The organism is Pseudomonas sp. WAC2, assembly GCF_030403525.1.
GTDB lineage: Bacteria > Pseudomonadota > Gammaproteobacteria > Pseudomonadales > Pseudomonadaceae > Chryseomonas > Chryseomonas luteola.
This window is the reverse complement of record NZ_JAUEPD010000006.1, coordinates 202214-228407: the sequence shown is the minus strand read 5'-3', so window position 1 is coordinate 228407 and position 26194 is coordinate 202214. Positions and strand designations below refer to the sequence as shown.

Sequence of the window (26194 nt, the reverse complement as noted above, 5' to 3'; positions counted from 1 at the left end):
CCCGGCCATGGCTAACCCGTTGAGCGAGTACTCCCGTAAGCGAAACTTCAAGGTGACTGCAGAGCCTGAAGGCAATGCGCCCCACGCGCGCACCTCGCCCGAAGCGCTACAGTTCGTCATTCAGAAACATGATGCACGCCGGCTGCATTATGACTTTCGTTTGGAGCTGGACGGCACCTTGAAGAGTTGGGCCATTCCCAAAGGTCCCAGCTATGACCCCAAGGAAAAGCGCCTGGCTGTTCACGTTGAGGATCATCCGATCGAATACGGCACCTTTGAAGGCAGCATTCCAGAAGGCGAGTACGGTGGCGGAGACGTCATCGTCTGGGATCGTGGCATTTGGATACCCCATGGCGATGCAGCTACCGATTATGCGGCGGGCAAGCTCAAGTTCGAGCTGCAAGGCGACAAGCTCAAGGGCAACTGGACGCTGGTACGCACGCGCCTGCATGGCAACGGCAACAAGGAGCAGTGGCTGCTGATCAAGGAAAAAGACGCTGACGCCAAACCTCATAGCGAATATGACGTAACCGAGGCTCTACCTGACAGTGTACTGAGCGAGAAGACTTTACCGCGACTGGGCAAAACAGCGGCGCCTGTTGCCAAGGCAGCAGAGCCAGCAAAACCCAGGCGGCCCCGTACCACGGCGGCAAAGGCAACATCTTCCGCTGCGCCTTTGGCACTGCCTGAAATGGTCGAAGCCCAACTGGCCACGCTGGTCGACGCGCCCCCAGCAGGCGATTGGCTCTATGAAATCAAGTTTGACGGGTATCGCCTGTTGACCCGTATTGATGATGGCAAGGTCAGCTTTATCACACGCAACGGCAAGGACTGGACCCATCGTCTGCCAGAACAGGCAAAGGCTCTCTCAGCACTTAGCCTGGATAATGGTTGGCTTGATGGCGAAATTATCGTACTCGACGACAATGGCGTCTCTGATTTCCAGGCCCTGCAAAACGCTTTCGATACCGGCCGAAACACCACCATCCTCTACTACCTGTTCGATATGCCGTTCTGTAACGGTACGGACCTGCGCAGTTATCCACTCGAAGAACGTCGTCGTGCTCTCAAAGCCGTACTGGATACCACCCAGTCTAACGTCATACGGTATTCGGAAGCCTTCGACGTACCCGCCGACAAGATACTGGAAAGTGCCTGCGCCATTGGCCTGGAAGGCGTCATTGGAAAACGTGCTGGCAGCCCGTATACCTCCAGGCGCAGCAACGACTGGATCAAGCTTAAGTGCAAGCGCCGGCAGGAGTTCGTCATTGGCGGCTATACCCAACCCCAGGGAGCAAGAAGTCATTTTGGCGCGCTGCTGATCGGCCTGCATGACAAGGACGGCTCACTACGCTTTGCAGGAAAGATCGGAACGGGATTTACCCGGGAAAGCCTGGCTGCACTCCATGAGCATATGCAGCCCTACACAACTGACACCTCCCCCTTTAAGAACCCGCCTCGGGGTGCTCAAGCCCGCGGCGTTACGTGGCTCAAGCCGGAATTACTGTGTGAAGTAGCGTTTGCAGCCATCACCAACGACGGAATTGTACGCCAGGGTGTTTTCCATGGGTTGCGGCAAGACAAGCCGGCTCAGGATATTGGGCTCGAACAGGCGCAGGTCGTCCCGCGCAAGGCTTCGTCCCTTGCGCCAAAGAAAGCGTTAGCCTCAACGAAAAAAGAGGGCGCTGAAGTCGCAGGCGTGCGCATCAGCCACCCAGAGCGCGTTATCGATCCGTCTTCAAAAACCACCAAGCTAGGCGTCGCAGAGTACTATGAGCGTATTGCGCCATGGATGTTGCCGCACCTAAAAAACCGGCCGGTTGCCTTGGTACGGACTCCTGAAGGCATCAAAGGCGAACAGATATTCCAGAAGCACAAGCAAACCCTGGCAATCCCGCATATCCGCGAATTGGACCCGGCTCTGGATCCAGGCCATGCACCGCTTATGGTGATTGACAGCCTTGAGGCACTGCTGGGTGCTGCGCAGATGGGCACGGTAGAACTGCACACGTGGAACGCCAGGGCTGACCAGATCGGTAAACCGGATCGCATGATCTTTGATCTTGATCCTGATCCCAAACTGCCCTGGAAACAGATGCTGGAGGCAACGGAGCTGTTGCTGACCCTACTGGATGAGCTGGGCTTCAAAGCCTTTATCAAGACTAGTGGCGGCAAGGGCCTGCACATTGTTGTTCCTCTGGAACGCAGAGATGACTGGGATAGCGTGAAAGACTTTGCACAGGCCATTGCTCAGCATATGGCGGCGGTTATTCCAGAGCGCTTCTCCGCCAAGATGGGCGCGCAGAACAGAGTCGGCAAGATCTTTATCGATTACCTGCGCAATCGCGAAGGTGCTACCACGGTATCGGCCTATTCGCTACGGGCACGCCCGGGTCTGGGCGTATCGGTCCCTATAGGCCGTGAGGAGCTGAAAACACTTGAACGAGGCGACCAGTGGACACTGGAAACGCTGTTCGACCATTTGGATCATCGGCAAGATGATCCTTGGGCAGATTACGCAACCGTGCGCCAGAGGATTACCGCTGCGCAGCGAAAAACGTTAGGTATGGAGTAAATGATTCGCCTGTACTGTTGATGTGCCTCAAAAGCGCCCAATATCAGTTCGGCATTATGCGAGGTAGTGGCCTCGCACGAGGAACAGCGATATGACGACGCTCAATACCCGCACCCTAGAGGAAAAAAGCGCCTCTGCGCAGGAGTGGGCCGCCTGGCCCCGATTTGCCGGAATTCCGGAAGTCGATGCCAATCATTTGGTCCCGCCAGGTCGACGGGCCGTAATCATTGCGCCTCATTCGGATGACGAAATTCTGGGCTGTGGCGGCTTGTTGGCCCAGCTTGCCGAGCTGGGGCGCAAAGTTCTTTTAGTCAGCGTAACGCGGGGTGAATACAAGCAAGGACTGGGCAGCCAACCGGTTTTCCATGTACCTACCCTGCCGGAAAGTCGTGAAGCCAGCCGACGGCTGTGCCTGGAGTCCGTAGACATCTGCCGGCTGGACTTTTCCGACGGCATCGCCAGCAATGAAGAACAACGGCTTAGCGAACAACTGGCGGCACTCATCAAGTCGACCGATACGGTGTTCACCGCCTGGCGCGAGGATGGTCATGCCGATCACGAAGCGACAGGCCGTGCCGCCAGCTTTGCCTGTGTAGTCACAGGGGCTCGCTGTATTGAAGTGCCGCTTTGGGCATGGCAATGGCTCCGTCCGGGTGATGATCGCTTTCCCTGGGAGCGGGCCCGACGGCTGCCGCTGGATGAGTCCAGTCTTGCCGCTAAGCGCTATGCTGTCGAGGCGTTCAACACAGCCAACGGCCTGGCGCCGGAGCCTATCCTGCCATCCCATGTATTGTCGCGCCTGTTTCGGCCCTGGGAGATCTTTCTGGTTTGAGCGCTACCGGTTACGGTCAAGCAACTGCATGCGAGGCAAGGCGAAATGCCAACGGATCGCGGCAAGGCGAATAAGAAGCACCACTAGCATTCCAACGCCTGTGACCAGCTCTGCCGGCAGCGCCAAGCGGTTCAGCCCGATGTATACCAGCGAGCCGAGAATACAGGGTGTGGCGTAGATCTCCTTATGAAAGATCAGTGGAATGTCATTGCAGATAATGTCTCGGATGACACCACCGGCCACACCGGTCATGACACCCATAATGACGGCTGTGCTCAAAGGCACCTGCTGACGCAGGGCGACTTCCGTTCCGATCACGGTAAACACTGCCAGACCAAATGCATCGGCGATCAGAAGCGCTTTTTCCGGTATCGGTCGCGTCAGACGTACCCACAGCACCGTACCTAAAGTGGCAAAGACAACTACTGCAATGTAGGTGTCGTCCCGTATCCAGCTTACCGGATGCAACCCTAGAATCACGTCCCGCAGGGTTCCGCCACCCAGTGCGGTTACCAGGGCCACTACCAGAACACCAAACAGATCCATTGCTTTGCGCCCGGCCATCAGGGCGCCGGTAATAGCGAAAACGGCAACGCCAAATAGATCGCACAGATAAAACAGCGAAACCATCGAGGGCTCCATCAGAGAGTAAAGAAGTCACCAGGCGTTGTTCCGAACTGCGCTCGAAACGCAGCGATAAAGGCTGACGGCGAATCATAGCCGCAACTCAAGGCTACCGCCGTGACACTGTCTCCTCGCTCAAGCAGGGTCAGCGCGCTTAGCAGACGCAGCTTCTGCCGCCAGGCTCTGAAGGTAAGACCGGTTTCCCGCTGAAAATGTCTACTCAGGGTTTTTTCGGAAGCCCCCAGCAGTAACGCCCATTCCGCCAGGGTGCGCTGATCATCCGGCGCTTGCTGCAAGTGTTCACACAATCGGCGCAGTCGAGCATCTGCTGGTAATGGCAGCGATAACGCCATATGAGGCGCGATTGCCAGTTGATCGATCAGCACCTCGACCAGGCGTCCTTCGCTGCCTTCTTCATCGTACTCGACAGGAAAGGTCGTAAACGTTCGTATCAGTTCGCGCAACAGCAAACTGACGCTCAGTACCCGACACTCGGCCCCCCGGTTCGGCAATAGCTGCGGTCCTAGGTAGAGGCTGCGCATTTCAGCCTCGGCTGAAGAGCGCACCTCATGCTCCAGCCCCGCCGGAATCCACACGGCCCGCTGAGGAGGTGCGACAAAACTACCCGCGCGAGTGTGCACCGAAAGCACCCCCTTGATGGCATAGGAGAGCTGCGCCCATGGATGACTATGCCAAGGCGTCCAGGAGCCACGTGCCAGCGACTCGGCCCGGGCATAAACCGGGCGAGGCAGCGCTTTGAGAGAAGGAATCTGCCGGCGTAACTCAGCGGATTGTCCGTTAGGCGACATTGAAAGCCTTTTTGACGTTAGTCGGAATAATCACACCACAGTAGACTGCGAAGTCAGACTCAACAACTGTTCGAGAGATGTGAATGGCTCGTCCACGCTTTTTACCCGACAACTTTACGTTGTACCTGATAGCAACCGTCACGTTGGCTAGCATTTTTCCCTGTAGCGGAACCGCTGCCGGGGTACTCAATGTGATCACCAACATCGCCATTGGCCTGTTGTTTTTCCTGCATGGCGCCAAGCTGTCACGCGAGGCCATTGTAGCGGGCGTTACCCACTGGCGCCTTCATCTCCTGATCTTCTGCTGCACCTTCCTGTTATTCCCGCTGCTGGGCTGGGCGCTCAAGCCGCTGCTTTCGCCCCTCGTCACGCCTGAGCTTTACATGGGCGTACTGTATATGTGTGCCCTACCGGCAACCGTACAGTCTTCCATCGCCTTTGTTTCGATGGGCCGCGGCAACGTGCCTGCCGCCGTGTGCAGTGCCTCGGCGTCCAGCCTGATTGGTGTGTTCCTGACGCCGCTACTGGTAAGCCTGCTGCTGGACACGCAAAGCAGTGGAGACACCAATGGCATGTCCACCCTAGATGCCATTACCAAGATTTTCCTTCAGCTTCTGGTTCCCTTTATTGCGGGTCAAATCCTGCGCCGCTGGATTGGCGGATGGGTCGACAAACACAAGTCCAGCCTCAAGTTTGTCGATCAGGGTTCCATTCTGCTCGTTGTCTATACCGCGTTTAGTGCTGCTATTCTCGAAGGCCTCTGGTCATCCATTCCACTGACCGCTTTGCTGGGTCTTGCTGCAGTCTGCTCGGTAATCCTCACCCTGGCGCTGCTGATCACCCGCTATACGGCGCGCCTGTTGGGCTTTAACAAGGAAGACGAAATTACAGTAGTGTTCTGCGGATCCAAGAAGAGTCTGGCGACCGGCGTTCCGATGGCCAAGGTGTTGTTCGCTGGCAGTAGCATGGGTGCCATTCTGCTACCCATTATGCTGTTCCATCAGATCCAGCTGATGGTGTGTGCGGTATTGGCACAGCGCTACGGGCGGCGTGAAGAGACAACCGCCAGTGAAACCAAGGTAGCCAAGGCGCACTGAATTCTTTTGCTTCACCTATAAAAAAGGCCGGTCACTGCCGGCCTTTTTTATGTATTACGTAAATCAGTCTTGCCTTACTGGTGAGCGCATGGTCACCCACTCTTCCGCTGCTGTCGGGTGAATACCGATGGTGTCATCAAAGCAGCTTTTGGTTGCACCGGCCTTGAGAGCCACTGCCAGACACTGGATCTGCTCGGGAGCATCGGGCCCGACCATATGGCAACCCAGCACCCTATCAGTCTCGGCGTCTACGACCAGCTTCATGAGCGTACGCTCCGTCTCATTGGTCAGGCTGAGCTTGGTAGGCTTGAAGGTCGTCTGGAAAATCCTAAGCTTGTAGCCCTTTTCACGGGCCTGCTCTTCACTCAGTCCTACCGTTCCGACGTTAGGCAGGCTGTAAACCGCGCTAGCGATGAGGTTGTAATCAAGTGGTTTGTAACTTTCAGGCTTGTACAGGCTGCGAGCCAGCGTCATGGCCTCTGCCAGGGCAACAGGCGTCAGCTGCACACGGCCAATGATATCCCCAATCGCATACACTGAGGGCTCCGTGGTCTGGAAGGTTTCATCCACCTTCACAAAGCCACGTTCATCGAGCTCGACGCCAACGTTTTCCAGGCCCAGGTTATCCAGCATGGGGCGACGGCCTGTCGCATAGAACACGCAGTCAGTTTCCTGAACACGGCCATCCTTGAGCGTAACCTTCAAACTGCCATCGCTCTGCTTGTCGATACGGGCAATTTCCGCATTAAATTGCAGATCGTGGCCTCGCTTGAGCAATTCATCCCGCAGATGCACCCGTACGCAGTCATCAAACCCGCGCAGGAATAACTCCTTGCGGTACATGAGAGTCGCCTTCACACCCAGGCCGTGAAAGATCGATGCAAATTCAATCGCGATATAACCGCCACCCACGATGATCATTCGCTCGGGCAGCTTATCCAGATAAAAGGCTTCATTGGACGTGATGATGTGTTCACGGCCAGGCAACTCAGGCACTGACGGCCAACCGCCGGTAGCGATGAGGATTCGCTCGGTGGTGTAGCGCTTGCCCGTTACCTCGACAGTATGCGCATCAATGATTCGCGCATGGTCTTCCAGCAGTGTCACACCGCTGTTGATGAGCAATGCACGATAGATGCCGTTCAGTCGACGAATCTCATGGTCTTTATTGGCTAGCAGATTCTGCCAATCGAACCCCTGTTCCTCGACCTTCCAGCCATAACTGCGCGACTGCCTGAACTCGTCGTGGAACGAAGCCCCGTAGACGAAATACTTTTTCGGCATACAGCCGACGTTTACGCAGGTGCCGCCCAAGTAGCGGCTTTCCGCTACGGCCACGCGAGCACCAAAATCGGCGGAAAAACGCGCTGCACGAACACCGCCCGAACCCGCACCGATGATAAAAAGGTCAAAATCGTATGTCATGACGAATCCTGATCGGCTCAACTGCTCACCAGCTTAACGCACCTGCATCGCTGCTGACGAAAATACTGTTGCCTTAAACGACAGAAGCCACCCTAAGGTGGCTTCTGTCAAACACAGGCTAACAAGGAGATCAGAGCTCCTTGTAGACGTTCTCGAAGCAGAAGTTGGTTGCTTCAACGAAGCCTTCCGCACTACCGCAGTCGAAACGCTGACCCTTGAACTTGTAAGCCAGAACACAACCGTCCTGAGCCTGCTTCATCAGGGCATCAGTAATCTGGATTTCACCGCCCTTGCCCGGCTCGGTCTGCTCGATCAGGTCAAAAATATCAGGCGTCAGGATGTAACGGCCAATGATCGCCAGGTTGGAAGGTGCATCTTCCGGCTTAGGCTTCTCAACCATGTTGTTCACACGGTAGATGTCATCACGGATCATTTCGCCCGAGATCACACCGTACTTGTGTGTTTCGTTCGCAGGTACTTCCTGGATAGCCACGATGGAGCAGCGGAACTGGTTGTACAGCTTGACCATCTGCTTCAGAACGCCATCGCCTTCGAGGTTCAGGCACAGGTCGTCCGCCAGCACAACGGCGAACGGCTCGTCACCGATCAGAGGACGGCCAGTCAAGATGGCATGACCCAGACCTTTCATTTCGATCTGACGGGTATAAGAGAAGGAGCATTCGTCGATCAGGCGGCGAATCCCTGTCAGATACTTTTCCTTCGCGGTGTTCTTGATCTGGCTTTCCAGCTCGTAGCTGATATCGAAATGGTCTTCCAGAGAGCGCTTGCCACGCCCGGTGACCATAGCAATTTGCTTGAGCCCAGCGTCGAGTGCCTCTTCAACGGCGTACTGGACCAGGGGCTTGTTCACGATGGGCAGCATTTCCTTCGGCATCGCTTTGGTTGCTGGAAGAAAGCGAGTGCCGTAGCCGGCGGCCGGGAACAGACATTTGGTGATCATGGGCGTCCTTTGATCTGTGGGAGCAATACTATGGCAGTCTAAACAGCCGTTCATCGGGTTACAATGCTCAGCATGAGGCTCTCAGTGACCGATTAAATGGACGTCTAAAAGCGCTCGACCCCGAGCGTTGGGAGATCCGACCACGAAAGCGCCCAGCGGTTCGATTATAAAGCGCTTTTCCGCAGACGAGATATGATGAGTAGTGAACTCGTTGGCACCACCACCGTCGAAGACAAGCTGCTTCAGATGGTTAGACAAGGGATCAAACGATCTATTATGAAAAAATGGATTCCTCTTTTCGCTACCGCATTGCTGGTAGGCTGCGCCAGTAAATCCCCTCAACTTACTCAGGAAGAACTGCATCTGCTCACCCAGAATGACCTCCTCCAGGCAAAGATGCTTGTAGTATCCGGAGGGGAAGATGAACTCAAACTGGCTGACGCCTTGCTCAATCGCGCCTCGATGCAAACCGACAAAGCTGAAGAAGGCACCGGCGAGATCGAGTTCTACAAGGCGCTGGTAATGATCAAGCAAGGCCCGCAAGCAGATGACGTGCTGTCCCTGCTGGAAACCTCAGCCAAGAAAGAGTATCCGCTGGCCTATGCAATGCTCTATCAGGTCTATTCCAAGCCTTACCTGGTAACTGAAGCAGACCCTATTCGAGCGGAAACCTACAAGGACAGCTACAGCGATCTTGACGTTGCCAAGAGCGGCTATCCTTCTTTCGAGAAGGCATTGGTATTGGTGGAGCGTCTGAGCAGTGACAAGCCTTCCGAAACAGCGGCCATGACTCACTGACGACGTTCAAGCCGGTTGGTTGTAGAGCCCGGCGTCCGTTCAATTTCGATTCCGCCAGGGTATTCCGTGCTCTGGCGAATCGAGCCTCGCTGTTCATACTGTCCGCTGGAATAAGAGCGGTACTCCCGAACCGTTCCACGCGGGACAGCCTGGCCACCGTATAGATTATAGTGCTGGCTACGCTGCTGCGTCTCGATGCTTCCGGACGCTCCGGGGCTTATATAGGTTCGGGGTATCGCACGTCTATCAAACTCGTCTGCAATACCTGTATTGGCGGCCAACACCAACGCCAGCCCAAGCCCGCACGTTGCTATTTTAAATACACTCATTTCGATCTCCTGCCCTTCCTCCACATTAAGACCTCTACGAAAGGGCCTGTTCAAACCATTGGTCCCGTCGCACACCTTTTCAGTTTTTCGGTGGTACCGGGTAGGACCTGTGAAGCCAGGAGGGCGTTCGTAGACAGAGTATTCTGGAGGACTCAACAAAGTCCCAACAAAGGCTTTCTATAGACGAAAAAAAGAAAGGGATACGAGAAGGAGTGGATCGTGAGATATCGATTGCACGTTCGTGCCTCCGTTAGAGGCCGCTATAGCCGATACGATTCAGGAATATCCAATCAACAGCTAGAGAAATTCTAGCGGCCTACCAAGCGCAGGCCGCTAGCGGGAAAGCACATATCACATGGAGCGTGATGCGCGCTGTGGCTCTTGTTCCTGATGCTTGGAAGACATGTGATCGGCTTCTTCCTTAACACGATTTGTCGCCTGATCAGCCAGATCCTGCCCTACTTCAGCTGCCTTGGCATAACCCTGCTCGGCTTTCATCTTCACTTTGTCAGTGATCCGATCACTGGTCTTACCCATCAAGCGATTTTCACGCTCGGTTGCAGGCAAAGTCGCTCCAAGTAGCGCACCTACTGCAATCCCAATGGCACCCAGCGCCAACGGCTGCTCTTCCAGCATATACTGGAAACCACTTTTGGCCTTGGCCGTCTGGCTACGCATGGTTTCGGATGCAGTCTGAGCTTTTTCGCTTACAGTCTGACGGGCTGAACTTATGGAGTCAGACGTACTGCTGCGCATGTCCGCAGCCTTCTCCTTAAAGCCCTGAGTTTGCGTTCTCATACTGTCTGTCTTGTCATGTACCGCGCCGGACATACTGTTGACCTTGTCGTGTAATGTGTCGCTCAGGCCTGAAGCTTTGTCCCTTAGCGAATCGACGATACCAGTGGAAGACGTGCCTGTAGAAGACATGCTCGCATTGGTATAGGCCTGACTGCGATTCTGACCCATCATCATCCACATGAGCCCAACCGAGGTAAGCAGTGTCGGCACCGGGTTCGCCTTGATGGTCGAGCCCAGATTATTGATAAATTCGCCTCCATTGCCCTTGGCATAGGTCATTGCCTTGTCAAGCAACTCGCCGGGAGAAAGGCGGCTTTCCAGCGCATTCACGATATCGTTGATACTGTCACGCTGCTGATCGATTTCACGCTCAAGAGTCGCAGGATCTTTTTGCGATTCAGCGTCTAGTCGGCTATGGGTATCGGTGCTCATGCTACTTTCCCCTTCACGGCTTCTTTATCTTTCTGCATGCTATTAATGGTTCGCTCTGGCTTGAACGCCGCAGGGTCAAGTTTCTTCTTGCCCGCAGATACCATTATCAGACCCACTATGCACACCACACCGCCCACGATCAGGGCGGCCAACCAGGGTGCCATGACCTGGCTCAGCCCAAGAACGGCTGAAAGCAGCAGCATGATAAAACCGGCCATCAAAACAATACCGCCTGATGCCATGCTGATTGTGGCAGCCTTGGTAGTATTCAAGGCTTCGGTAATCTCAGCCTTGGCTAGTGCTAATTCCTTGGTAAACAGAGAAGGCACTTCGCGTGTCAGCTGACGCACTAGACCTGCAATCGAGGTTGAATTTGAATCGATGCCAGTCTCTTCTTGATAGGTAGCATCACGTAGGTTCGGTTGTTCTTTCATGATTACAGACCTCCGTTAGTGTCCTTCTTGGTATTGCCTAGCGCTGTGGTTGATGCACGATCAGGATCAAGCGCGGGGGAACCATAGGGTGGGGTATCGCCCAAGTCGGATGTAGGCACTGGACGGACAATTGAGGTAGTGGCCGTGGTATCACCTTTAGGCGACTGGGAGGTACTGTTCTGATAGGTGCTTTCCTGTTCGGCGATAACAGGTGTGCTGGTCTGGGATGCCGGATCTATAGTCCGCGTGCCATCTGAATGCTCAAAGCCACCCATACCGGCATGGTTAACCGAAGATGTAGTTCCCATGGCCGCACTGGAGCCCATTACACGACAGGATGTTTCCTTGTCGCTCTCGCCCAGCGTTGGCGGTGTGGTTGTGGTTTCACCCGTTGCACCTGCCCGAGCGGTATAGGACGAACCGGAGGACAGATCGGAACCTACTCCGGAGCCGCTGGTGTTCGAGGACGACATCTCCATGCCGGAGGTATCGGCTTTGCGGCTGCTGGCCTTGGCGAAGCGAGACAGTCCAAAGCCAATAGCGATGCTGCTGGTCAAAAAGAGTGCCGGGTTTTCACGGGCCAGTCGGCCTGCTTCCTGGATCAACTCGTCAGCGCTTTTGCCACGTAGCGTATCAGCTAGCCCGGCCATGCTTTGGGCGATATCGGAGACATAGCCTGAAAGACCGGCACGATCCTGGTCGCTCAGCTCCGACGCTGCCGCTTTGAAACTGTTAGCGACGGTTTCGATTTCATTGGCGGCTTTGTCGCTGTAACGATCAATCTGACCTTTACCTTGCACCATTGCATTGTCCGCCACACTCCGGGCCTTATCTTTCATGGCTTCGGCCTGTTCTTGGGCAGACGGCATACTCTGCTGCTGGCTTTCTCGAGTATTACTCTCGTAGGGTGATGTCATAGCTTGGTCCCACCATTTTTACGTTTTTCCGCACAATAGCGGCTGGTAAGCGCAGCGGTGACTCAAAAGACATAAAACTGCGCGTTAATAAGGTGACTTCAGCGGCACGGAGGAGTTCGTTTCGATTTTGTCAAGTAGCACTATTCACGATAACCGGCATCGGTATACGCCGCCTTTAAAGGTTTTTCTGTGAAATGTTGGAAAAATCGATTACCTCTGGTTTTCGCATCAATGCGTCATACCCCAGCTGCACATAGGGCTGGTCAGTACTGACCAAGGTGCGGACAATAGCGGCCCTCTTCCAAGACAAGGATGTGCTATGCCTATTATTCGCCTAAAAATTGCCGCCGCCTGCCTGCTCAACCCAGCAAACGAATTACTCGTGGTACGTAAACGACATACCCGATTCTTCATGTTGCCTGGCGGCAAACTGGAGTCAGGCGAGAGCGGTCTCGAAGCACTTGCACGAGAGATTCAGGAAGAATTGAATCTGCTGCTGGATACCGAGATCTGTCAGCCGCTCGGCCTCTTCCAGGCGCCCGCTGCCAACGAGCCAGACACCATGATTGAGGCTGAGCTTTTCATGGCTTATGTAGATACACCCTCGCTGGCTGTAGCGGCGGAGCTTGAGGCGCTGGCCTGGATACCGCTGACACCACCTTATGAGGTTGCTCTGGCGCCCCTGCTGTCTAAACACGTTCTACCGCTATTGCAGCGGAATACGGGCCTTTCCCCTGCGAACCGACAGGCATAGCGAGAGTCAAGAGTCTACGCCTGTCGTTCCTGCAAAGAAGAGTCCTATGAGCACACTGCCTATCCATATCGATGTCTGGAGCGATTACGTCTGCCCATTCTGTTATCTGGAATTGCCGCTGCTCGATCAGCTGAAGGCGCATTATGGCGACAGGCTGACCGTTACATGGCATGCCTTCGAATTGAGACCAGACCCCATCCCAACCCTTATCCCGGATAGCCATTACTTACGCAGCACATGGGCGCGAGCGGTATATCCCATGGCGGAAGAACGGGGATTGACATTGCGCCTGCCTCCCGTGCAACCCCGTAGCCGACGAGCACTGGAAGTGGCTGAACATGCCCGGCAATCTGGACAGTTCGATGCCATGCATCGAGGGATATTCAAGGCCTTTTTTGAACAAGGGCGCGACATCGGTCGTGACGACATACTGCTGGATATTGCGAACCTGCAGGGCATCGATACATTCGAATTAGGTGTGGCGCTTGAAGAAAATCGCCATACCCAGAGCGTGCTCGACGATGAAGCGCTGGCCCAGACACTGGGTATTACAGCGGTACCCACCTTACTAATCCGTCTGGAAGGCCAAGCCTACGAAGAGGCAACCCAGCTTAGCGGCGCGGTGGACTATGAGCGTCTCACACGGGCAATCGAGACGCTCACGACTCAACGCTGAGCCTGCTAGCGTTGAGCTGCCGGTGAGGTTTCCGGAAAGAGGACATCCGTGAACCCGAACCGGGAAAAGTCAGTGATACGCGACGGGTAGAGCCGCCCGATCAAATGATCGTACTCGTGCTGAACCACGCGCGCATGAAAACCTTCAGCGATCCGATCAATCGTTTCGCCTCTCGCGTCCACTGCCTCGTAACGGATACGGGCATACCGATCAACGACACCGCGCAGGCCGGGGATGGAAAGGCAGCCTTCCCACCCCTCCTCCATCTCTTGTGACAACGGCGTTATCACAGGATTGATAACAACGGTTTGGGGCACTGCCGGTGCATCCGGGTAGCGTTCGCTGCTGTCGAAGCCCATTACGAACAACTGCAGATCCACGCCGATCTGCGGAGCAGCCAAACCCACACCACCAGCTTGTTCCATAGTCTCGAACATATCCGCCACCAGCGCATCCAACTCCTGGCTGCCAATCATGGATGCCGGCACAGGCTTGGCGATGCGCAACAAGCGCTCATCACCCATTCTCACCAGTTCACGAATCATTTCTGCCTCCGTCAATGTTCAGGTGAGGCGGCTATCAATCGTCCGTCTCAGGTAATTCGATCCTGTCGTCGTATATAACGATCAGCCCCTGTTTGTACAAACCGCCAATGGCCTTCTTGAACGTCCCCTTGCTGACGCCGAACAGCTTGCTGATCAGTTCTGGCGAGCTTTTGTCGCTGACTTCGAGAACGCCATTGCGGGCTTTAGCCAGCCCAAGTATCTGCTGACCCAGCGCATCGACAGCCTGACGTCCCAACGGTTGCAGGGAAAGACTGATCTTTCCATCGGGGCGCACGTCCTTGATAAAGCCCTTTTCCTGCATACCGCTGCGCAGAAATTTGAAGACCTCATTTTGATGAATGAGTCCCCAATGCTTCCCTTCGATAATGGCCTTGAAGCCCATGGGCGTTTGTTCGGCCACCAGCAGATCGACTGCCTGACCGCTTGTGTAAGACGCCGGTACGGTATCCAGGTATCGATCCAGCCGCGCCGTTGCGGTAATTCGGTGGGTGCGCTGATCTATATAGACATAGACCACGCAGTAATCCCCAACCTGCAACGGGCGCTTTTCTTCTGAGTGCGGCAGCAACAGGTCCTTGGGTAGGCCCCAATCCAGAAAAATTCCGATACGGTTGACCTCGACCACTTTCAGACTGGCGAACTGCCCTACCTGAACCTTGGGCTTTTGAGTCGTCGCAATGATCCGATCTTCACTGTCGAGATAAACGAATACATTGATCCAATCACCCGCCTCGGTGGGCTGATCCTTCGGGATATAGCGGTTCGGCAACAGGATTTCACCGTCCTGCTCGGCATCCAGATATAAGCCAAAGTCCGTCCGCTTGATAATTTGCAGACTATTAAAACGCCCGATTAAAGCCATGCTAGTACCTCATTGAGAAGCCACTATCATACCTGACATATTCTGCTCAACCGATAAACCATGAAATGCCCTGGCAAAAGGGCTAGACAAAATCTTCGAAAGCGTTACAGTGCCTGCACTGTGTTGCACGTGTACCGTTTATCGGCGAGGCCATGGCCACGCTTAGCAGTGGTGACTCTTTGCACTCAGTTGCAGCCTGGGCAGTTCCAGCGCTGTCAAAAATCTTTGTTCAGGGAGCAATCCATGTCTACTCGCCAAACCGGTACCGTCAAGTGGTTCAACGATGAAAAAGGCTTCGGCTTCATCACTCCGCAGAGCGGCCCGGACGTTTTCGTACACTACCGTGCCATTCAGAGCACTGGCTTTAAGAGCCTGAAGGAAGGTCAAGCTGTTTCCTTCCTGGTCGTGCAAGGCCAGAAGGGCCTGCAGGCTGATGAGGTTCAGGTAGTCTAACTACCCCGACTTCTCGAAAAAGCCCCGCTGCAAAGCTGGGCTTTTTTTATGCCTGCACGACAGACAACAGGATGATATATGCTTCGTAAACTGGGACTCGTTCTGCTTCTGACCCTATCAGGATGTGCGGTGTTTCCAGGCGATCAGGTCGCCCCTACACCAGCGCCCATCGCTTCGCCGTCTTTCGCCCGTCCTGGATTACACGTGGAATTCAATTTCTACCGTGGCGAACCCGACGATGGGGATGCCCGATCCATTCCAGTAGCGCGTGAAGGCCTGGAACCGGCCCTCATCCAGGCATTGCAGACCTCGGAGCTCTTCAGTCATTACAGCCTGGCGCCTGATCGTGCCGAGCCTGGTGATTACGTACTCAAGTTGAAGCTATACAACCACAGCGCCATGGCAGCTTCTGTTGCTAGCGGCATGCTTACCGGCGCAACGCTATTTATTGTCCCCGGCGTGGCCAAGGACAACTTTACCCTGACAGGCGAGTTATTCGACCCTAGCCTGCACCCAGTTGCCCGGCACCGTAACGATGATTCCATCAAGACCTGGATGGGTATCTGGTTTCTTCCCTTCATGGGACATACAACCGGCGAAGCGATTACCGATACCTTTACTCGGCAGGTCAACGAGCTGCTAAAGACCTTGATAGCTGAGCAGCCAACGTTTCAGACACTGCAATGACCGTTGGCCGAAAACATTGAACGGGTCTGTATAAGTTCAGTCACACCTTATGAGCCATTCATAACCACGCAATGCGAGGTGAGCCATGACTGAACAAACGCGAAATGCCGAAAACGAAAAAAGAGATCAAGCAGAAAAGCCACGCCGCACAGAACATGCCCAAGTGGATTCGGAGCGTAACCCGCCCTCTCCCAACAGCCCTGATCGCATGAAAGACGGCACGGGTTATAACTGAGAAAGGGCGCGTATGCGCCCTTCTTCATTCAAGCCCTATTTTCAGCACTTCCCCTTCTGACGAATCCGTTAATACGTACAGATAACCATCAGGTCCCTGGCGAACGTCCCGGATACGTGCCCCTTTTTCTTCCAGCAAACGCTCTTCATGAACAACCTTGTCACCCTCTAGCTGCAGCCGGATCAGACTCTCTTGAGCAAGAGCGCCAATGAAGAGGCTGTTTTTCCAGGCGGGAAACCGATCGGCTGAGTAAAAGGCCATGCCGCTGACGCCCGGCGACTTCTCCCATACATACAATGGCTGCTCTGTCCCTGGTACGTCCTTGCCCTTTGCTTCCGGAATGGGTGTATAGGAGTAGTTGATCCCGTGGGTAGCCAAAGGCCAACCATAGTTTTTACCTGCCAGCGGAATATTGACCTCATCTCCTCCACGAGGCCCATGCTCATTCGTCCAGACCTGTCCGGTCCAGGGATTCAGGGCCGCGCCCTGCTGGTTGCGATGCCCATAGGACCAGATCTCCGGGCGAGCACCTGACTGGCCTACAAAGGGGTTATCGTTCGGAACGGTGCCATCGGCCTTGATGCGAACAAGCTTGCCCTGGAGCTTATCGAGCTCCTGCGCCGTGATACGCTGGTTGTTCTCACCCAGCGCAATGAATAGATAGCCCTGCTGATCAAACACCAGCCGCGAGCCGAAATGCGCACCGGTAGAAAGTTTGGGCTCTTGCCTGAAAATCACGGTAAAGCCTTCCACACGGGTCATGTCAGCAGAGAGCGTGCCTCGCCCAACCGCCGTACCAGCCTTGTCATCCTCGCCTCCCCCTTCGGAGTAGCTGAGATAAATAAGACGATCTTCAGCAAAAGAAGGAGACAAAGCCACGTCCATCAAGCCGCCCTGGCTGCGATTGTAGACATCTGGCAAGCCTGCAATAGGGTTAGATACAGAGCCGTCGCTATTGAGTACACGTAGGCGCCCGGGCCGCTCGGTTACCAGCATTTCCTTTTGATCAGGCAAAAAAGCCAGCCCCCACGGATAGTCCAGGCCTTTCTTGATGACCGTAACGCTAACCTTGCCTTTCTCACTTGGATAGGTAGCGACCTGTCCCTGAGCAATGACTACATTACTTATCAGTAACACGCCCACTGCCAACGCCCACTTAAACATAGTGTTCCCCCTTTTTAACCGGAGAACTGACTGTAGCGCTTTACTTCGGCTAAAAAGGCCCACTCACATAGACAGTTACAATAAGCGAGTGCTTACAGACGTAGTCCGTTTCGGCACCTTTGAACAGGGATGGTATTACCCTATAACAGATCAGTACTATGAAAGCAGTGTTAGCGATTCAGGTTGCAGGGGTTAATCAGGGAAGAGGAGCCGTGATCAGCGTCGACTCCTGCATTGGACGTTGCCATTACCGACTTGACTATATGGACTACGGCAAAGACAAGCGTTCAATGCATAGAATTTAAGTAGGGTTAGCGACGACGTGCGCGACGACGCTGCTCTTCTGCCAAACGCTCCCGCTCGCGGCTGCGCACAGGAATAGGCTGAAGACGCGGCTGATCAGCCAGGCCCAGCGCCTCGATCAATTTGGACGCCAGCTCTTGAATACGTTCTTTCATCACCGATCTCCTGAGATCTACTACCTGTAATACAAAGACTACGTGTCTGCCGGAAAATTGCCTGAATAACGCACTCAACAGATTATCGGCAGGCTTACCTTAATATTGAGTCAATTTTGCCCTATTCAATTCCAGAACTATTGCCCCAGCCGTAACACTATATTTCGCTTAACCCAAACGGCCTGTGCGCTACGTTGCAAACAGACAAGCATGCAACCAGAGCGTGTTTCTGAAGGACTAAACAGTAGTGCTCTGGAAGAGGCAGTATTCATGCGTGTTCCGCTTTCACCCTGGTTGGTCATCTTTGCGATCGCTCTGAGTATCGGGGCGTGTACCCGCGTCGGTTTTGCCTATAAGCACCTCAATACGCTTATACCGTGGTCGATGAATGATTACCTCGACATGAACTCCGAGCAGCGTCGTTGGTTTGACGAACGGTTGGCGGACCATCTGCGTTGGCACTGTAGCCACGAGCTGCCTCGCTATCTGGAGTGGATGGATGGCATCAAGACTATGGTGCGTAACCAGCAGGTATCCCCAGTAACGATCAGGGCTCGCATGGATGAACTCAAACAGGCTGTCGATACCCTGGCGGTTGAAATAACACCGACCAGTACCGATCTGTTAAAACAGCTGACCGATCAGCAGGTCGCAGAGCTGAAGGAAGAGCTGGACCGTGACATCAGGGACCGTCGTAAAAAGTACCTCGACCCTTCTCGCGGCGAACAGATTCGAGATCGGGCCGCTCGTATGGAGGAACGCATCAGCTTCTGGACAGGCTCGCTCAATCCGGCTCAGAAAGACCGAATCATGCAATGGTCGGTGCAACTTGGTGATCAAAATCAGGCCTGGGTCGGCAATCGGATTCAGTGGCAGCGAGAACTGCTCGAGGCCTTGCAACATCGCGGCGAGCCAGATTTCCCACAGCGCGTCAAACAGCTGCTGCAGGATCGGGAAAGCCTGTGGACGCCTGCTTACCGGGAAAGCTTTTCGAAAACTCAGGAGGCAGCGATTTCGCTTATTGACGACGTGTACAAAACCACGGATGAAACACAGCGTAATCAGATCGTCAGTCGATTAACGGATATACAAAAAGACCTTGAACCTCAACGGTGCGATAGAACGAAAAATTAGCACGATCAGCGGAACTGTTGAGTAATTACCTGAGGTCTTATTCCTAAGTTTGTAATATTGGTCAAAATTTAACCGACGAATGACCTTTTCCAATTCGGCTAGATCGATATTATTCCCCTGAGCCTGTTTTACGTGCCTGAGTGCCCTGGCTCCTCCTGTCATAACAAGAACGTAGCGTGTTCCACGTGGCGGACTTTTTGAATATTAACTACCTGCTCAACCACGGATGAATGTTGACGTCAGGCATTGCTTTGGCCTCTGGCTGTTTGCCTGCTAGTGCAGGCTGCTGAGCAATCGCCGCTCCTGTTAAACCTAGGGGAGTGAAACCCATGCCAAACCCTTCATGGCTTGTTTTTATTGTGGCGGCTCTTGCCTCCGGTACTGCTACAGCCCAGACGCTCTTGCAGCGTGACCTGGGCGGCTTCGATATGACACTGGGAACGACCCAGACGCGCACTATGGCCCAGGGGCTCGTCAAGCCTTCTAACGGCGCAGTAAATGGCGGTCTGGATTTCACCCATGACACTGGCTTGTACTTTGGCCAGTGGACGGCGAACAGCGGATCCTCCGCAGATAACCTGTCCATTGAAATGGATACTTATGCGGGCTACAAGCATCGCTTTGCCAGCAGCGGATACGGTTATGAATTCGGTCTGATCAATTATGATCACGTCACGCAGGACGTAGAACCCAGCCGGGAAATCTACTCTGGTATTAGCATCTTCGGTAGCCGCTTTGGCGCGGCGTTCGCCAATGATCCCGACCGTAGCAACACATCTCTTTACGCGGACCTGGGTACTACTCCGATTCTCGGAATGGGCCTTTCCATGCGTTATGGAAATTACATGCTGAACTCGCCGGTGACGCTGGCAAGTGGCGACATGGTTCGCTCGTATAATGATTGGTCGGTAAATCTGACCCGCAAATGGGCTGACACCCAGTTCAACTTTTCTTACACCGGAACCAGTCTTCAGGGACAGGATTGCTCATCCTATTCAGGACACAACGCCTACTGCGATACCGCTTTATTGCTAAAGGCGTCGCACCCTCTGTTTTAAGTCATCCAGCGGTCATAGGACCGCTGGATGCAATAGGTTAAAGGCTGGTTTTGAAAACACTACTCAATTGATGGAACTGCTCTGAGAGGCTTTTCAAACGCTGGCTTTCATGCTCAAGCCCTTCCGCTTCTAAAGCATTCTTTTCGGTGATTGTCCGTACAGAGTAGAGGTGTTTACTTACCTCGCCAGTGACTTCAACCTGATGACAGGAGGTAGCTGCTACTTGCGCATTGATATCGTTAATGGCACGGATGTCGTCGGAGATCAATTGCAAGGACTGAGCGCTCTTGTGCACATCGCTAGCGCAGCGAACCGCGCGCTCTCGGCTTTCCTGCATGGCTTCTACTGCACTTCTGCTTCCCATCTGCAATGAGCCAATGATGTTTTCGATCTCTGAGGTCGAGGCCGCTGTCTTCTGCGCCAATGCCCGCACCTCATCTGCCACCACCGCAAACCCTCGACCCTGATCTCCAGCCCGGGCCGCCTCGATGGCTGCGTTAAGCGCCAGAAGGTTAGTTTGCTCGGCAATCGCTTTAATAACTTCCAGCACTTTTCCGATCTGTTGAGAGTGAGCGGCCAAAGCGCGCATTTCCTCATCGGTTCCCTCAAGATGCTCAGCCAGAAGACTGAACTCCTTTTGCATGGCATTCAGGTCGGTACTGCCTTTATAAGCACGCTCAGTCGCCTGGCCGGCTACTTGAGCAGCCTGCTGAGCCTGTTCAGCAGCCACACCGATTGTAGCGCCCATCTGATCAATAGCAGATGAAACCTTAGTAATTTGCTCATGCTGTATGCGTGAGCCCTCACGCATGTGAGAAGTGGCTTTAGCCATACCCTCACCTGCAACAGAGAGCCCTTGGCTGTTAGAAACGACACTTCCAACAGTGTGGTCGAGCGAGTCAAGAAATCCGTTGAACCGGTCTGTCAGTTCGTTTTTCAGTGAAATCCGATAGCTCAGATCAACCGCCTGACCATGACGTGTCAGATAGTTTACTGCCAGTAACAAGGATTCACTGACAACCGCCTGCTTACGGGTATGAAGCGACAGATAGATAAGAATGGCGCTTTCCAACACCACATAAAACGCATGCAGGAAAATAACGCCCCATGTTTCGCTACGATGGATGACATGCAGATCCCATCCTGACGCTTGGATTGCATAAAATGCAACATGATGAACAGCGATAACGCCCGCCGCTATGAGAATAGGTAACCAGTCCCGGTAATACACCAGAAACGCCAACAGTACAAAGACGCCGAAGTGCATTTCTTCCATGCCTCGCAAGAGGTGGATCTGCAATGCAGCAAAACCCATGAATACAACGGCTATGGTGCAACGCATCAGGCGTGAGCCGGGTGCAACGCTATAAAGCACTGTGGGCAAAGCAGCCAGTGCTCCACCGACAAGCAGGGCCTGCGTAAGACTTCCTTCCCAGTAGGTCAGGCAGAGCGAATAGACGAACATGACCCAAACCACAGCCAACATCAACTTATCGGCCTTGCGGTAGTAAGTAGTTAGGGAGTAAACGGACTCGGACACAGGCATGCCCTCTACCAAGAAATAATTGTTTAATGGGTCGACACAGTCGTGTCGTAGGAGGTATCGACCTGCTGCCTGAATTTATTGAGTAAGCGCCTAATTAAACTTATCTAATCACGACAAATGGCAAAGTAATGAGCACACTATTCATAAACGCTGCTTACGCCTGTCTGTGCAAGGTAGGCGTCACCTCGAATCAGCAGTAGCCGGGCCTTTTGCTCTTCCTCTGGTTCTAGGGCGATCAGCGTCTTGAACTTACCGGCCACCCAGGCCGCAATCGGTACGCCATTTCTGAACAGCAGCCGATTCCCCATGACCGCAGGAACCTTGGCTCCAGGTAGCAGTGTACCGGCAAGATTGAGTGGGTCTACGGCGGCAATACGCACATAGCGTTCAGTTGCGGCACGTGTTCGCACGGCGCGTAGTAGCGCAACAGCTTCCGGCAAGGCGAACTGCTCACCGGAAAGACCCGCTATGAAACGCCCACCGCGTATATCTCCTCGCGCTTCGAGACGGTGATAGATGCGCAGCAGTTCGCGCCAGGGCGGCAAGGCGTCTGCCTCCCGTGCCAGCAGGTGCCAGCTGATGACGCCATATCGCCTCAGCAACACCCAGGCAATGTGCTCCATGACGTCATCACTCCAGCGTGGGGGTTTGGATACCTGCTGCACGGCTTCTGCTGCAGGCCGCCGAATCAATGCCCAGCGGCCTGCATCGTCCATCCCGCCATACAGCGGCACCCTGCCCCGACGACTCGTGGTACGGCTGCCTCGCTTGGCGGCTGGCAGTAATAACGCCCTTAGTCCGGCAAAGCTGTCTGCATTGACCATCCCTGTATTGACCAACTCGCCCAAGGCATTTTCCAGCTCTGTCCGCAACAAACGGGCTTCGCTCATCAGTTCGTCAAAAAACAGCGCGCCGCGACGGGACAGGACATCCATGACCTTTTGTGCCTTAGGTGAAAGCTCCGGCTCGGCCGAATGAGCAGACAGCGCATTCCAGACAGCCAAGTCGCGTCTGGGCAGTAGCATAACAGGAGAAGCCCGTACAGGTCCGCCAGCAGCCTTGCTCACGAGATCCAGACGCATCCACACCATACGCCCGCTACGACACAGATCATCCAGCCAATGAAAGCCATAATCCGGCAGGCGCGCAGGTAATATCTCTCTTTCCCAGCCTGCAGCAGCCACCTGATACCCTTCCAGCTGGGTCAGTACCGCTGACAAGGCTTCGATCCCTCTGGCCTGGGTCTCAGGTGTGACGTGCTGCCAGTCAAACAGGAACTGCATGAAATCCGTACAACTCACCGGCTCGATCTCACGACGTAGCCGGTTGACGGTATAGCGGTGGATGCGAGCCAGCAGATGACGCTCACACCATTCCTCTTCAGCAGCGACAGGCGTGAAACGCCCCCGCAAGACATAACCTTCCCGCTCCAGTGCAGCGAGTGCCACCATGAGCTCTGAGGCTGAAAGTCCCATGTGCTGGCTCAGCGTTGTTAACGTCAGCGGACCAAAGCCTGTCAGCCGGGCACGTATGAGCTCTACCAGCGCCTTTTCCCGAGTGCATATCTCATTAAGTTCGACAGGCAGTGAGCCATCAGGATCACGTGTCATTCCCGGATAAACCAGTTCCAAAAGGCGTACACGCTCAACCGGGGCCCAAAAGACCTGATGTGGGGTAACGACATGGCATACCCGACCTGCCTTGAGTAACTTGGCCAGAAACGGTTTCCAGCTGTTTTGCGCAGACATCTCTTTTTCAGTCATGCACCCCAGTCCTGTGAGCGCTTCGTGCAGCTCATCGGCATCACGTGCCTGCGGCCAGGCCTGCTCCCGTACTGAGTCAATCGCCTCGGCATCGAGCGCACCCAGGTCATCGCCAGTCGCGGAATCCAACCAACGCCGATTCATCACAGCCAGCGTTCTGCGCTCCTCTAAAGGAGCATCGTCCAGAAAGGCATAGGGGCGTGCGGTAAGAATTTCGGCTGCAAGGGGTGACGGTGCAGGCAGATCGCAGACCTTTGTCGCGACCGTACCCGCTTCGATATTCCCGAGCAGCTCCAGCCAGGCGCGGCTATCCATGGATACCTGTAGGCAGTCATGCAGGGTCTGCTTGACCAGCGGATGCTCGGGAACCTCACGCTCGCCAACAATGTTTTCCAGACAAGCCACCTGATCGGGAAAGACGGTTGCCAGCAGATCATCGCTGCGCATCCGCTGGACCTGAGTCGCGACCTTCCGACCTGCCGTGAACCGCGGCAAGGCCAATGCGGTAGTGGCATTCCAGCGCCAGCGAATGCCAAAAAGCGGTGCCTCAAGCAGGGCCTGTATAAGAATGTGCTCCGCACTTGCTGAGTGCAGGTACCGCCACACCTCTTCCAGCGGAAAACTATGGCTCGTAGAGAGCGAAAGGATGAGAGCATCCTCTGTCGCCGCCGCTTGCAGCTCCACATTGAAACGGCGGCAGAATCGCTTGCGCAGCGCCAGTCCCCAGGCTCGGTTCACACGGCTTCCATAAATCGAATGGATGACAAGCTGCATGCCGCCTGCCTCATCGAAAAACCGTTCCATTACCAACGTCTGCCGGGTCGGTAACGCACCCAGCATCTGTCGAGCACGTCCCAGATAGTCGACGATCTGCTCAGCCGCCGCCGCTGGAAGCTCTTTTTCCACTTTCAGCCATTCGATGACCGACGCCGTATCGGATAAGCGTAGCTCCAGCTCATGACGCAAGCGCGAAACACCGTGTGAGAGCTCATCTGTTCTCCCAGGTGCTTCGCCGTGCCAAAATGGAATATTGGGCGGCTGACCCTGTGCGTCCTCAACGCGGACACGTCCACTTTCGATCTTGAGAATTCGATAGGACGTATTGCCCAGCTGAAAGATATCGCCAACCAGTCTCTCGACCGCGAAGTCCTCATTGACCGTCCCGATCCCATGCCCCTGCGGCTCCAGCACGACAGAATAATCGCCGGTTTCAGGAATGGTCCCACCGCTCATGACCGCAGTCATCTTGCCACCACGACGACCGCGCAAGAGCCCGTTCACGGCGTCGCGGTGCACATAGGCGGTCCGAACACCTCGCCGATGGCTATAGCCTTCACACAGCATCGTCACTACCGCGTTGAAGTCAGTTCGTGACAGTGCCGCATAGGGCTCGGCACATCGGACCAGCGTAAACAAGGCGTCCTCGTCCCACTCACGGCATGCGGTTTCCGCTACGACCTGTTGTGCCAGCACATCCAGCGGCTGCCTAGGAATAACCAACGTATCCATTTCGCCACGTCGGATGCAATCAAGCAGCGCTGCACATTCGATCAGATCATCCCGAGACGTTGGGAACAATCGCCCTTTCGGAATCCCTTCGACATGGTGACCCGAGCGGCCTACACGCTGAAGAAAAGCGGCAATGGAGCGAGGTGACCCGATCTGGCAGACCAGATCAACCTCACCAATATCGATGCCCAATTCCAGCGATGCGGTTGCTACAAGCACCTTGAGTTCGCCACGCTTGAGGCGCTGTTCGGCGTCGAGGCGCTGCTCCTTGGCCAGACTGCCATGGTGGGCGGCCACTGCCCGACTGCCGAGCCGGTCCGTCAGATGCCTGGCCATGCGCTCGGCCATACGGCGCGTATTGACGAAAATCAGCGTCGTTCGATGGGCCTCAGCCTGCTCGGCCAGACGATCATAAAGCCCTTCCCACGCTTCATTGGACATCACAGGCTGCAGCGGAGCGGGCGGTACTTCAAGAGCAAGATCCCGAACACGATCATGGCCGATATCAACGACCGCACAAGGTCTTTCCTGCCCTACTCTATCGCACCCCACCAGAAAGCGCGCGACGGCGCCGATAGGCTTTTGTGTAGCCGACAATCCAATACGCACCAGAGACCGCTCGCATAAGGCCTCCAGGCGCGCAAGAGAAAGGCTCAGATGACTGCCCCGCTTTCCGTCGGCGATGGCATGAATCTCATCCACAATGACGCTGCGGACCGTACGTAGAAGCACGCGTCCAGAGTCTGAACCCAGCAATACATAAAGCGACTCTGGCGTCGTCACCAGGATGTGTGGCGGCCGTTTACGCATGGCATTACGCTCGCGCTGCGGTGTATCGCCTGTTCTGACGGCCGTTCGGATCGCTACAGGCGGCAAACCACATTGTTCAAGCTCAGCCGTGATACCTGCGAGCGGCTTTTCCAGATTGATTCGAATATCGTTCGATAACGCCTTGAGCGGTGAAACGTAAACAACCCAGGTCTCATCCGGCAAGGCACCGTTGTGTTCAACACCCAGGCGTACCAGGTCATCGATTGCCGCCATAAAGGCTGTCAGGGTCTTGCCAGAGCCGGTAGGCGCTGCGACCAACGTCGACTGTCCTGCCCTGATGGCAGGCCAGGCATGCTGCTGGGCTTGGGTTGGATAGGCGAAGGTACGCGAGAACCAGGACTGCACGGCAGGATGAAAACCTGCCAGAGTCTCTTGGCTGGAAGCGGGACGTAAAGGATAAGTCATGACCCCACTATGGGAGCGACTTCGATAACAGACAAGGCGGTATAAACGAAGCCGGACGAGTG

Annotated in this window: 25 protein-coding genes; 11 read left to right on the top strand and 14 right to left on the bottom strand. The window is 54.8% G+C overall.

What is annotated here, in order from left to right:
* Positions 1-7: 7 nt before the first annotated feature.
* Together ligD and QWJ10_RS14940 are read left to right on the top strand one after the other, a co-directional pair.
* Positions 8-2575 carry a DNA ligase D gene (gene ligD / locus QWJ10_RS14945; protein ID WP_289927591.1) on the top strand — a complete coding sequence of 856 codons (2568 nt, stop codon included), beginning with the start codon at positions 8-10 and terminating at the stop codon, positions 2573-2575.
* 91 nt (positions 2576-2666) lie between these two features.
* A complete protein-coding gene (locus tag QWJ10_RS14940) occupies positions 2667-3407 on the top strand; it encodes a PIG-L family deacetylase (protein WP_197870313.1) in 741 nt (246 codons plus the stop codon).
* Between the two features lie 3 nt (positions 3408-3410).
* On the opposite strand, the gene QWJ10_RS14935 is transcribed toward QWJ10_RS14940, so the two are convergent.
* Both QWJ10_RS14935 and QWJ10_RS14930 read right to left on the bottom strand, forming a co-directional pair.
* Entirely contained in the window at positions 3411-4037 is a 627-nt protein-coding gene (locus QWJ10_RS14935; RefSeq protein WP_010798086.1) for a trimeric intracellular cation channel family protein, read from the bottom strand.
* Positions 4038-4048: 11 nt separating this feature from the next.
* Entirely contained in the window at positions 4049-4840 is a 792-nt protein-coding gene (locus QWJ10_RS14930) for a helix-turn-helix transcriptional regulator (protein WP_019365026.1), read from the bottom strand.
* Positions 4841-4923: 83 nt separating this feature from the next.
* Here QWJ10_RS14930 and QWJ10_RS14925 point away from each other — a divergent pair, with 83 nt between their 5' ends.
* Positions 4924-5937: a bile acid:sodium symporter family protein gene (locus QWJ10_RS14925; protein WP_019365027.1), complete on the top strand. Its 1014-nt coding sequence runs from the start codon at positions 4924-4926 to the stop codon at positions 5935-5937.
* Between the two features lie 63 nt (positions 5938-6000).
* Here QWJ10_RS14925 and gorA read toward each other — a convergent pair whose 3' ends face one another.
* Together gorA and galU are read right to left on the bottom strand one after the other, a co-directional pair.
* Complete coding sequence (gorA, locus tag QWJ10_RS14920; protein WP_019365028.1) at positions 6001-7362, bottom strand: glutathione-disulfide reductase; 1362 nt, start codon at positions 7360-7362, stop codon at positions 6001-6003.
* 130 nt (positions 7363-7492) lie between these two features.
* The gene (gene galU / locus QWJ10_RS14915; RefSeq protein ID WP_010798082.1) at positions 7493-8323 is read right to left on the bottom strand and encodes a UTP--glucose-1-phosphate uridylyltransferase GalU; all 831 of its coding nucleotides are present in this window, start codon (positions 8321-8323) and stop codon (positions 7493-7495) included.
* A 276-nt stretch (positions 8324-8599) separates the two neighbouring features.
* Here galU and QWJ10_RS14910 point away from each other — a divergent pair, with 276 nt between their 5' ends.
* The gene (locus QWJ10_RS14910) at positions 8600-9121 is read left to right on the top strand and encodes a hypothetical protein (RefSeq protein ID WP_100217730.1); all 522 of its coding nucleotides are present in this window, start codon (positions 8600-8602) and stop codon (positions 9119-9121) included.
* Here QWJ10_RS14910 and QWJ10_RS14905 read toward each other — a convergent pair.
* The 4 genes from QWJ10_RS14905 to QWJ10_RS14890 form a co-directional block, all read right to left on the bottom strand.
* Positions 9115-9450: a hypothetical protein gene (locus QWJ10_RS14905; protein WP_219652046.1), complete on the bottom strand. Its 336-nt coding sequence runs from the start codon at positions 9448-9450 to the stop codon at positions 9115-9117. The genes QWJ10_RS14910 and QWJ10_RS14905 overlap by 7 nt on opposite strands.
* Positions 9451-9801: 351 nt before the next feature.
* Positions 9802-10680 carry a DUF3618 domain-containing protein gene (locus QWJ10_RS14900; RefSeq protein ID WP_289927581.1) on the bottom strand — a complete coding sequence of 293 codons (879 nt, stop codon included), beginning with the start codon at positions 10678-10680 and terminating at the stop codon, positions 9802-9804.
* Positions 10677-11114, bottom strand: coding sequence for a phage holin family protein (locus QWJ10_RS14895; RefSeq protein WP_289927579.1), 438 nt, complete (start codon positions 11112-11114; stop codon positions 10677-10679). Before QWJ10_RS14895 ends, QWJ10_RS14900 begins: the two co-directional genes overlap by 4 nt.
* Positions 11115-11116: 2 nt before the next feature.
* Positions 11117-11983 (bottom strand): hypothetical protein, encoded by an 867-nt coding sequence (locus tag QWJ10_RS14890; protein WP_019365031.1) that lies wholly within the window; start codon positions 11981-11983, stop codon positions 11117-11119.
* A gap of 367 nt (positions 11984-12350) precedes the next feature.
* On the opposite strand from QWJ10_RS14890, the gene QWJ10_RS14885 reads away from it, so the two are divergent.
* Entirely contained in the window at positions 12351-12785 is a 435-nt protein-coding gene (locus tag QWJ10_RS14885; RefSeq protein WP_289927574.1) for an NUDIX domain-containing protein, read from the top strand.
* Between the two features lie 46 nt (positions 12786-12831).
* On the top strand, positions 12832-13461 hold the full coding sequence (locus QWJ10_RS14880) for a DsbA family oxidoreductase (RefSeq protein WP_122042720.1): 630 nt from the start codon (positions 12832-12834) through the stop codon (positions 13459-13461).
* Between the two features lie 5 nt (positions 13462-13466).
* On the opposite strand, the gene def is transcribed toward QWJ10_RS14880, so the two are convergent.
* Both def and QWJ10_RS14870 read right to left on the bottom strand, forming a co-directional pair.
* A complete protein-coding gene (def, locus tag QWJ10_RS14875; RefSeq protein ID WP_122042721.1) occupies positions 13467-14006 on the bottom strand; it encodes a peptide deformylase in 540 nt (179 codons plus the stop codon).
* Positions 14007-14040: 34 nt separating this feature from the next.
* Entirely contained in the window at positions 14041-14889 is an 849-nt protein-coding gene (locus QWJ10_RS14870; protein WP_019365034.1) for a S1-like domain-containing RNA-binding protein, read from the bottom strand.
* A 243-nt stretch (positions 14890-15132) separates the two neighbouring features.
* Here QWJ10_RS14870 and QWJ10_RS14865 point away from each other — a divergent pair, with 243 nt between their 5' ends.
* From QWJ10_RS14865 to QWJ10_RS14855, 3 genes are all read left to right on the top strand, one after another.
* On the top strand, positions 15133-15342 hold the full coding sequence (locus QWJ10_RS14865) for a cold-shock protein (protein WP_010798072.1): 210 nt from the start codon (positions 15133-15135) through the stop codon (positions 15340-15342).
* A gap of 78 nt (positions 15343-15420) precedes the next feature.
* Complete coding sequence (locus tag QWJ10_RS14860) at positions 15421-16029, top strand: hypothetical protein (protein ID WP_019365035.1); 609 nt, start codon at positions 15421-15423, stop codon at positions 16027-16029.
* An 85-nt stretch (positions 16030-16114) separates the two neighbouring features.
* Positions 16115-16264 (top strand): hypothetical protein, encoded by a 150-nt coding sequence (locus tag QWJ10_RS14855; protein WP_010798070.1) that lies wholly within the window; start codon positions 16115-16117, stop codon positions 16262-16264.
* 24 nt (positions 16265-16288) lie between these two features.
* Here QWJ10_RS14855 and QWJ10_RS14850 read toward each other — a convergent pair whose 3' ends face one another.
* Together QWJ10_RS14850 and QWJ10_RS14845 are read right to left on the bottom strand one after the other, a co-directional pair.
* Positions 16289-17428 (bottom strand): PQQ-dependent sugar dehydrogenase, encoded by a 1140-nt coding sequence (locus QWJ10_RS14850; RefSeq protein ID WP_289927566.1) that lies wholly within the window; start codon positions 17426-17428, stop codon positions 16289-16291.
* A gap of 311 nt (positions 17429-17739) precedes the next feature.
* Positions 17740-17886, bottom strand: a complete 147-nt coding sequence (locus QWJ10_RS14845; protein WP_010798068.1) for a PA1414 family protein — start codon at positions 17884-17886, stop codon at positions 17740-17742.
* Positions 17887-18096: 210 nt separating this feature from the next.
* Between QWJ10_RS14845 and QWJ10_RS14840 the strand changes: the two genes are divergently transcribed.
* Both QWJ10_RS14840 and QWJ10_RS14835 read left to right on the top strand, forming a co-directional pair.
* Complete coding sequence (locus tag QWJ10_RS14840; protein ID WP_197870301.1) at positions 18097-19020, top strand: DUF6279 family lipoprotein; 924 nt, start codon at positions 18097-18099, stop codon at positions 19018-19020.
* A 329-nt stretch (positions 19021-19349) separates the two neighbouring features.
* Positions 19350-20078, top strand: a complete 729-nt coding sequence (locus QWJ10_RS14835) for a TorF family putative porin (RefSeq protein ID WP_074825426.1) — start codon at positions 19350-19352, stop codon at positions 20076-20078.
* 37 nt (positions 20079-20115) lie between these two features.
* Here the strand turns inward: QWJ10_RS14835 and QWJ10_RS14830 are convergent, their stop codons facing one another.
* Both QWJ10_RS14830 and QWJ10_RS14825 read right to left on the bottom strand, forming a co-directional pair.
* Entirely contained in the window at positions 20116-21618 is a 1503-nt protein-coding gene (locus tag QWJ10_RS14830; protein WP_289927560.1) for a methyl-accepting chemotaxis protein, read from the bottom strand.
* A gap of 143 nt (positions 21619-21761) precedes the next feature.
* The gene (locus QWJ10_RS14825; protein ID WP_289927558.1) at positions 21762-26132 is read right to left on the bottom strand and encodes a DEAD/DEAH box helicase; all 4371 of its coding nucleotides are present in this window, start codon (positions 26130-26132) and stop codon (positions 21762-21764) included.
* Between the last annotated feature and the right edge of the window lie 62 nt (positions 26133-26194).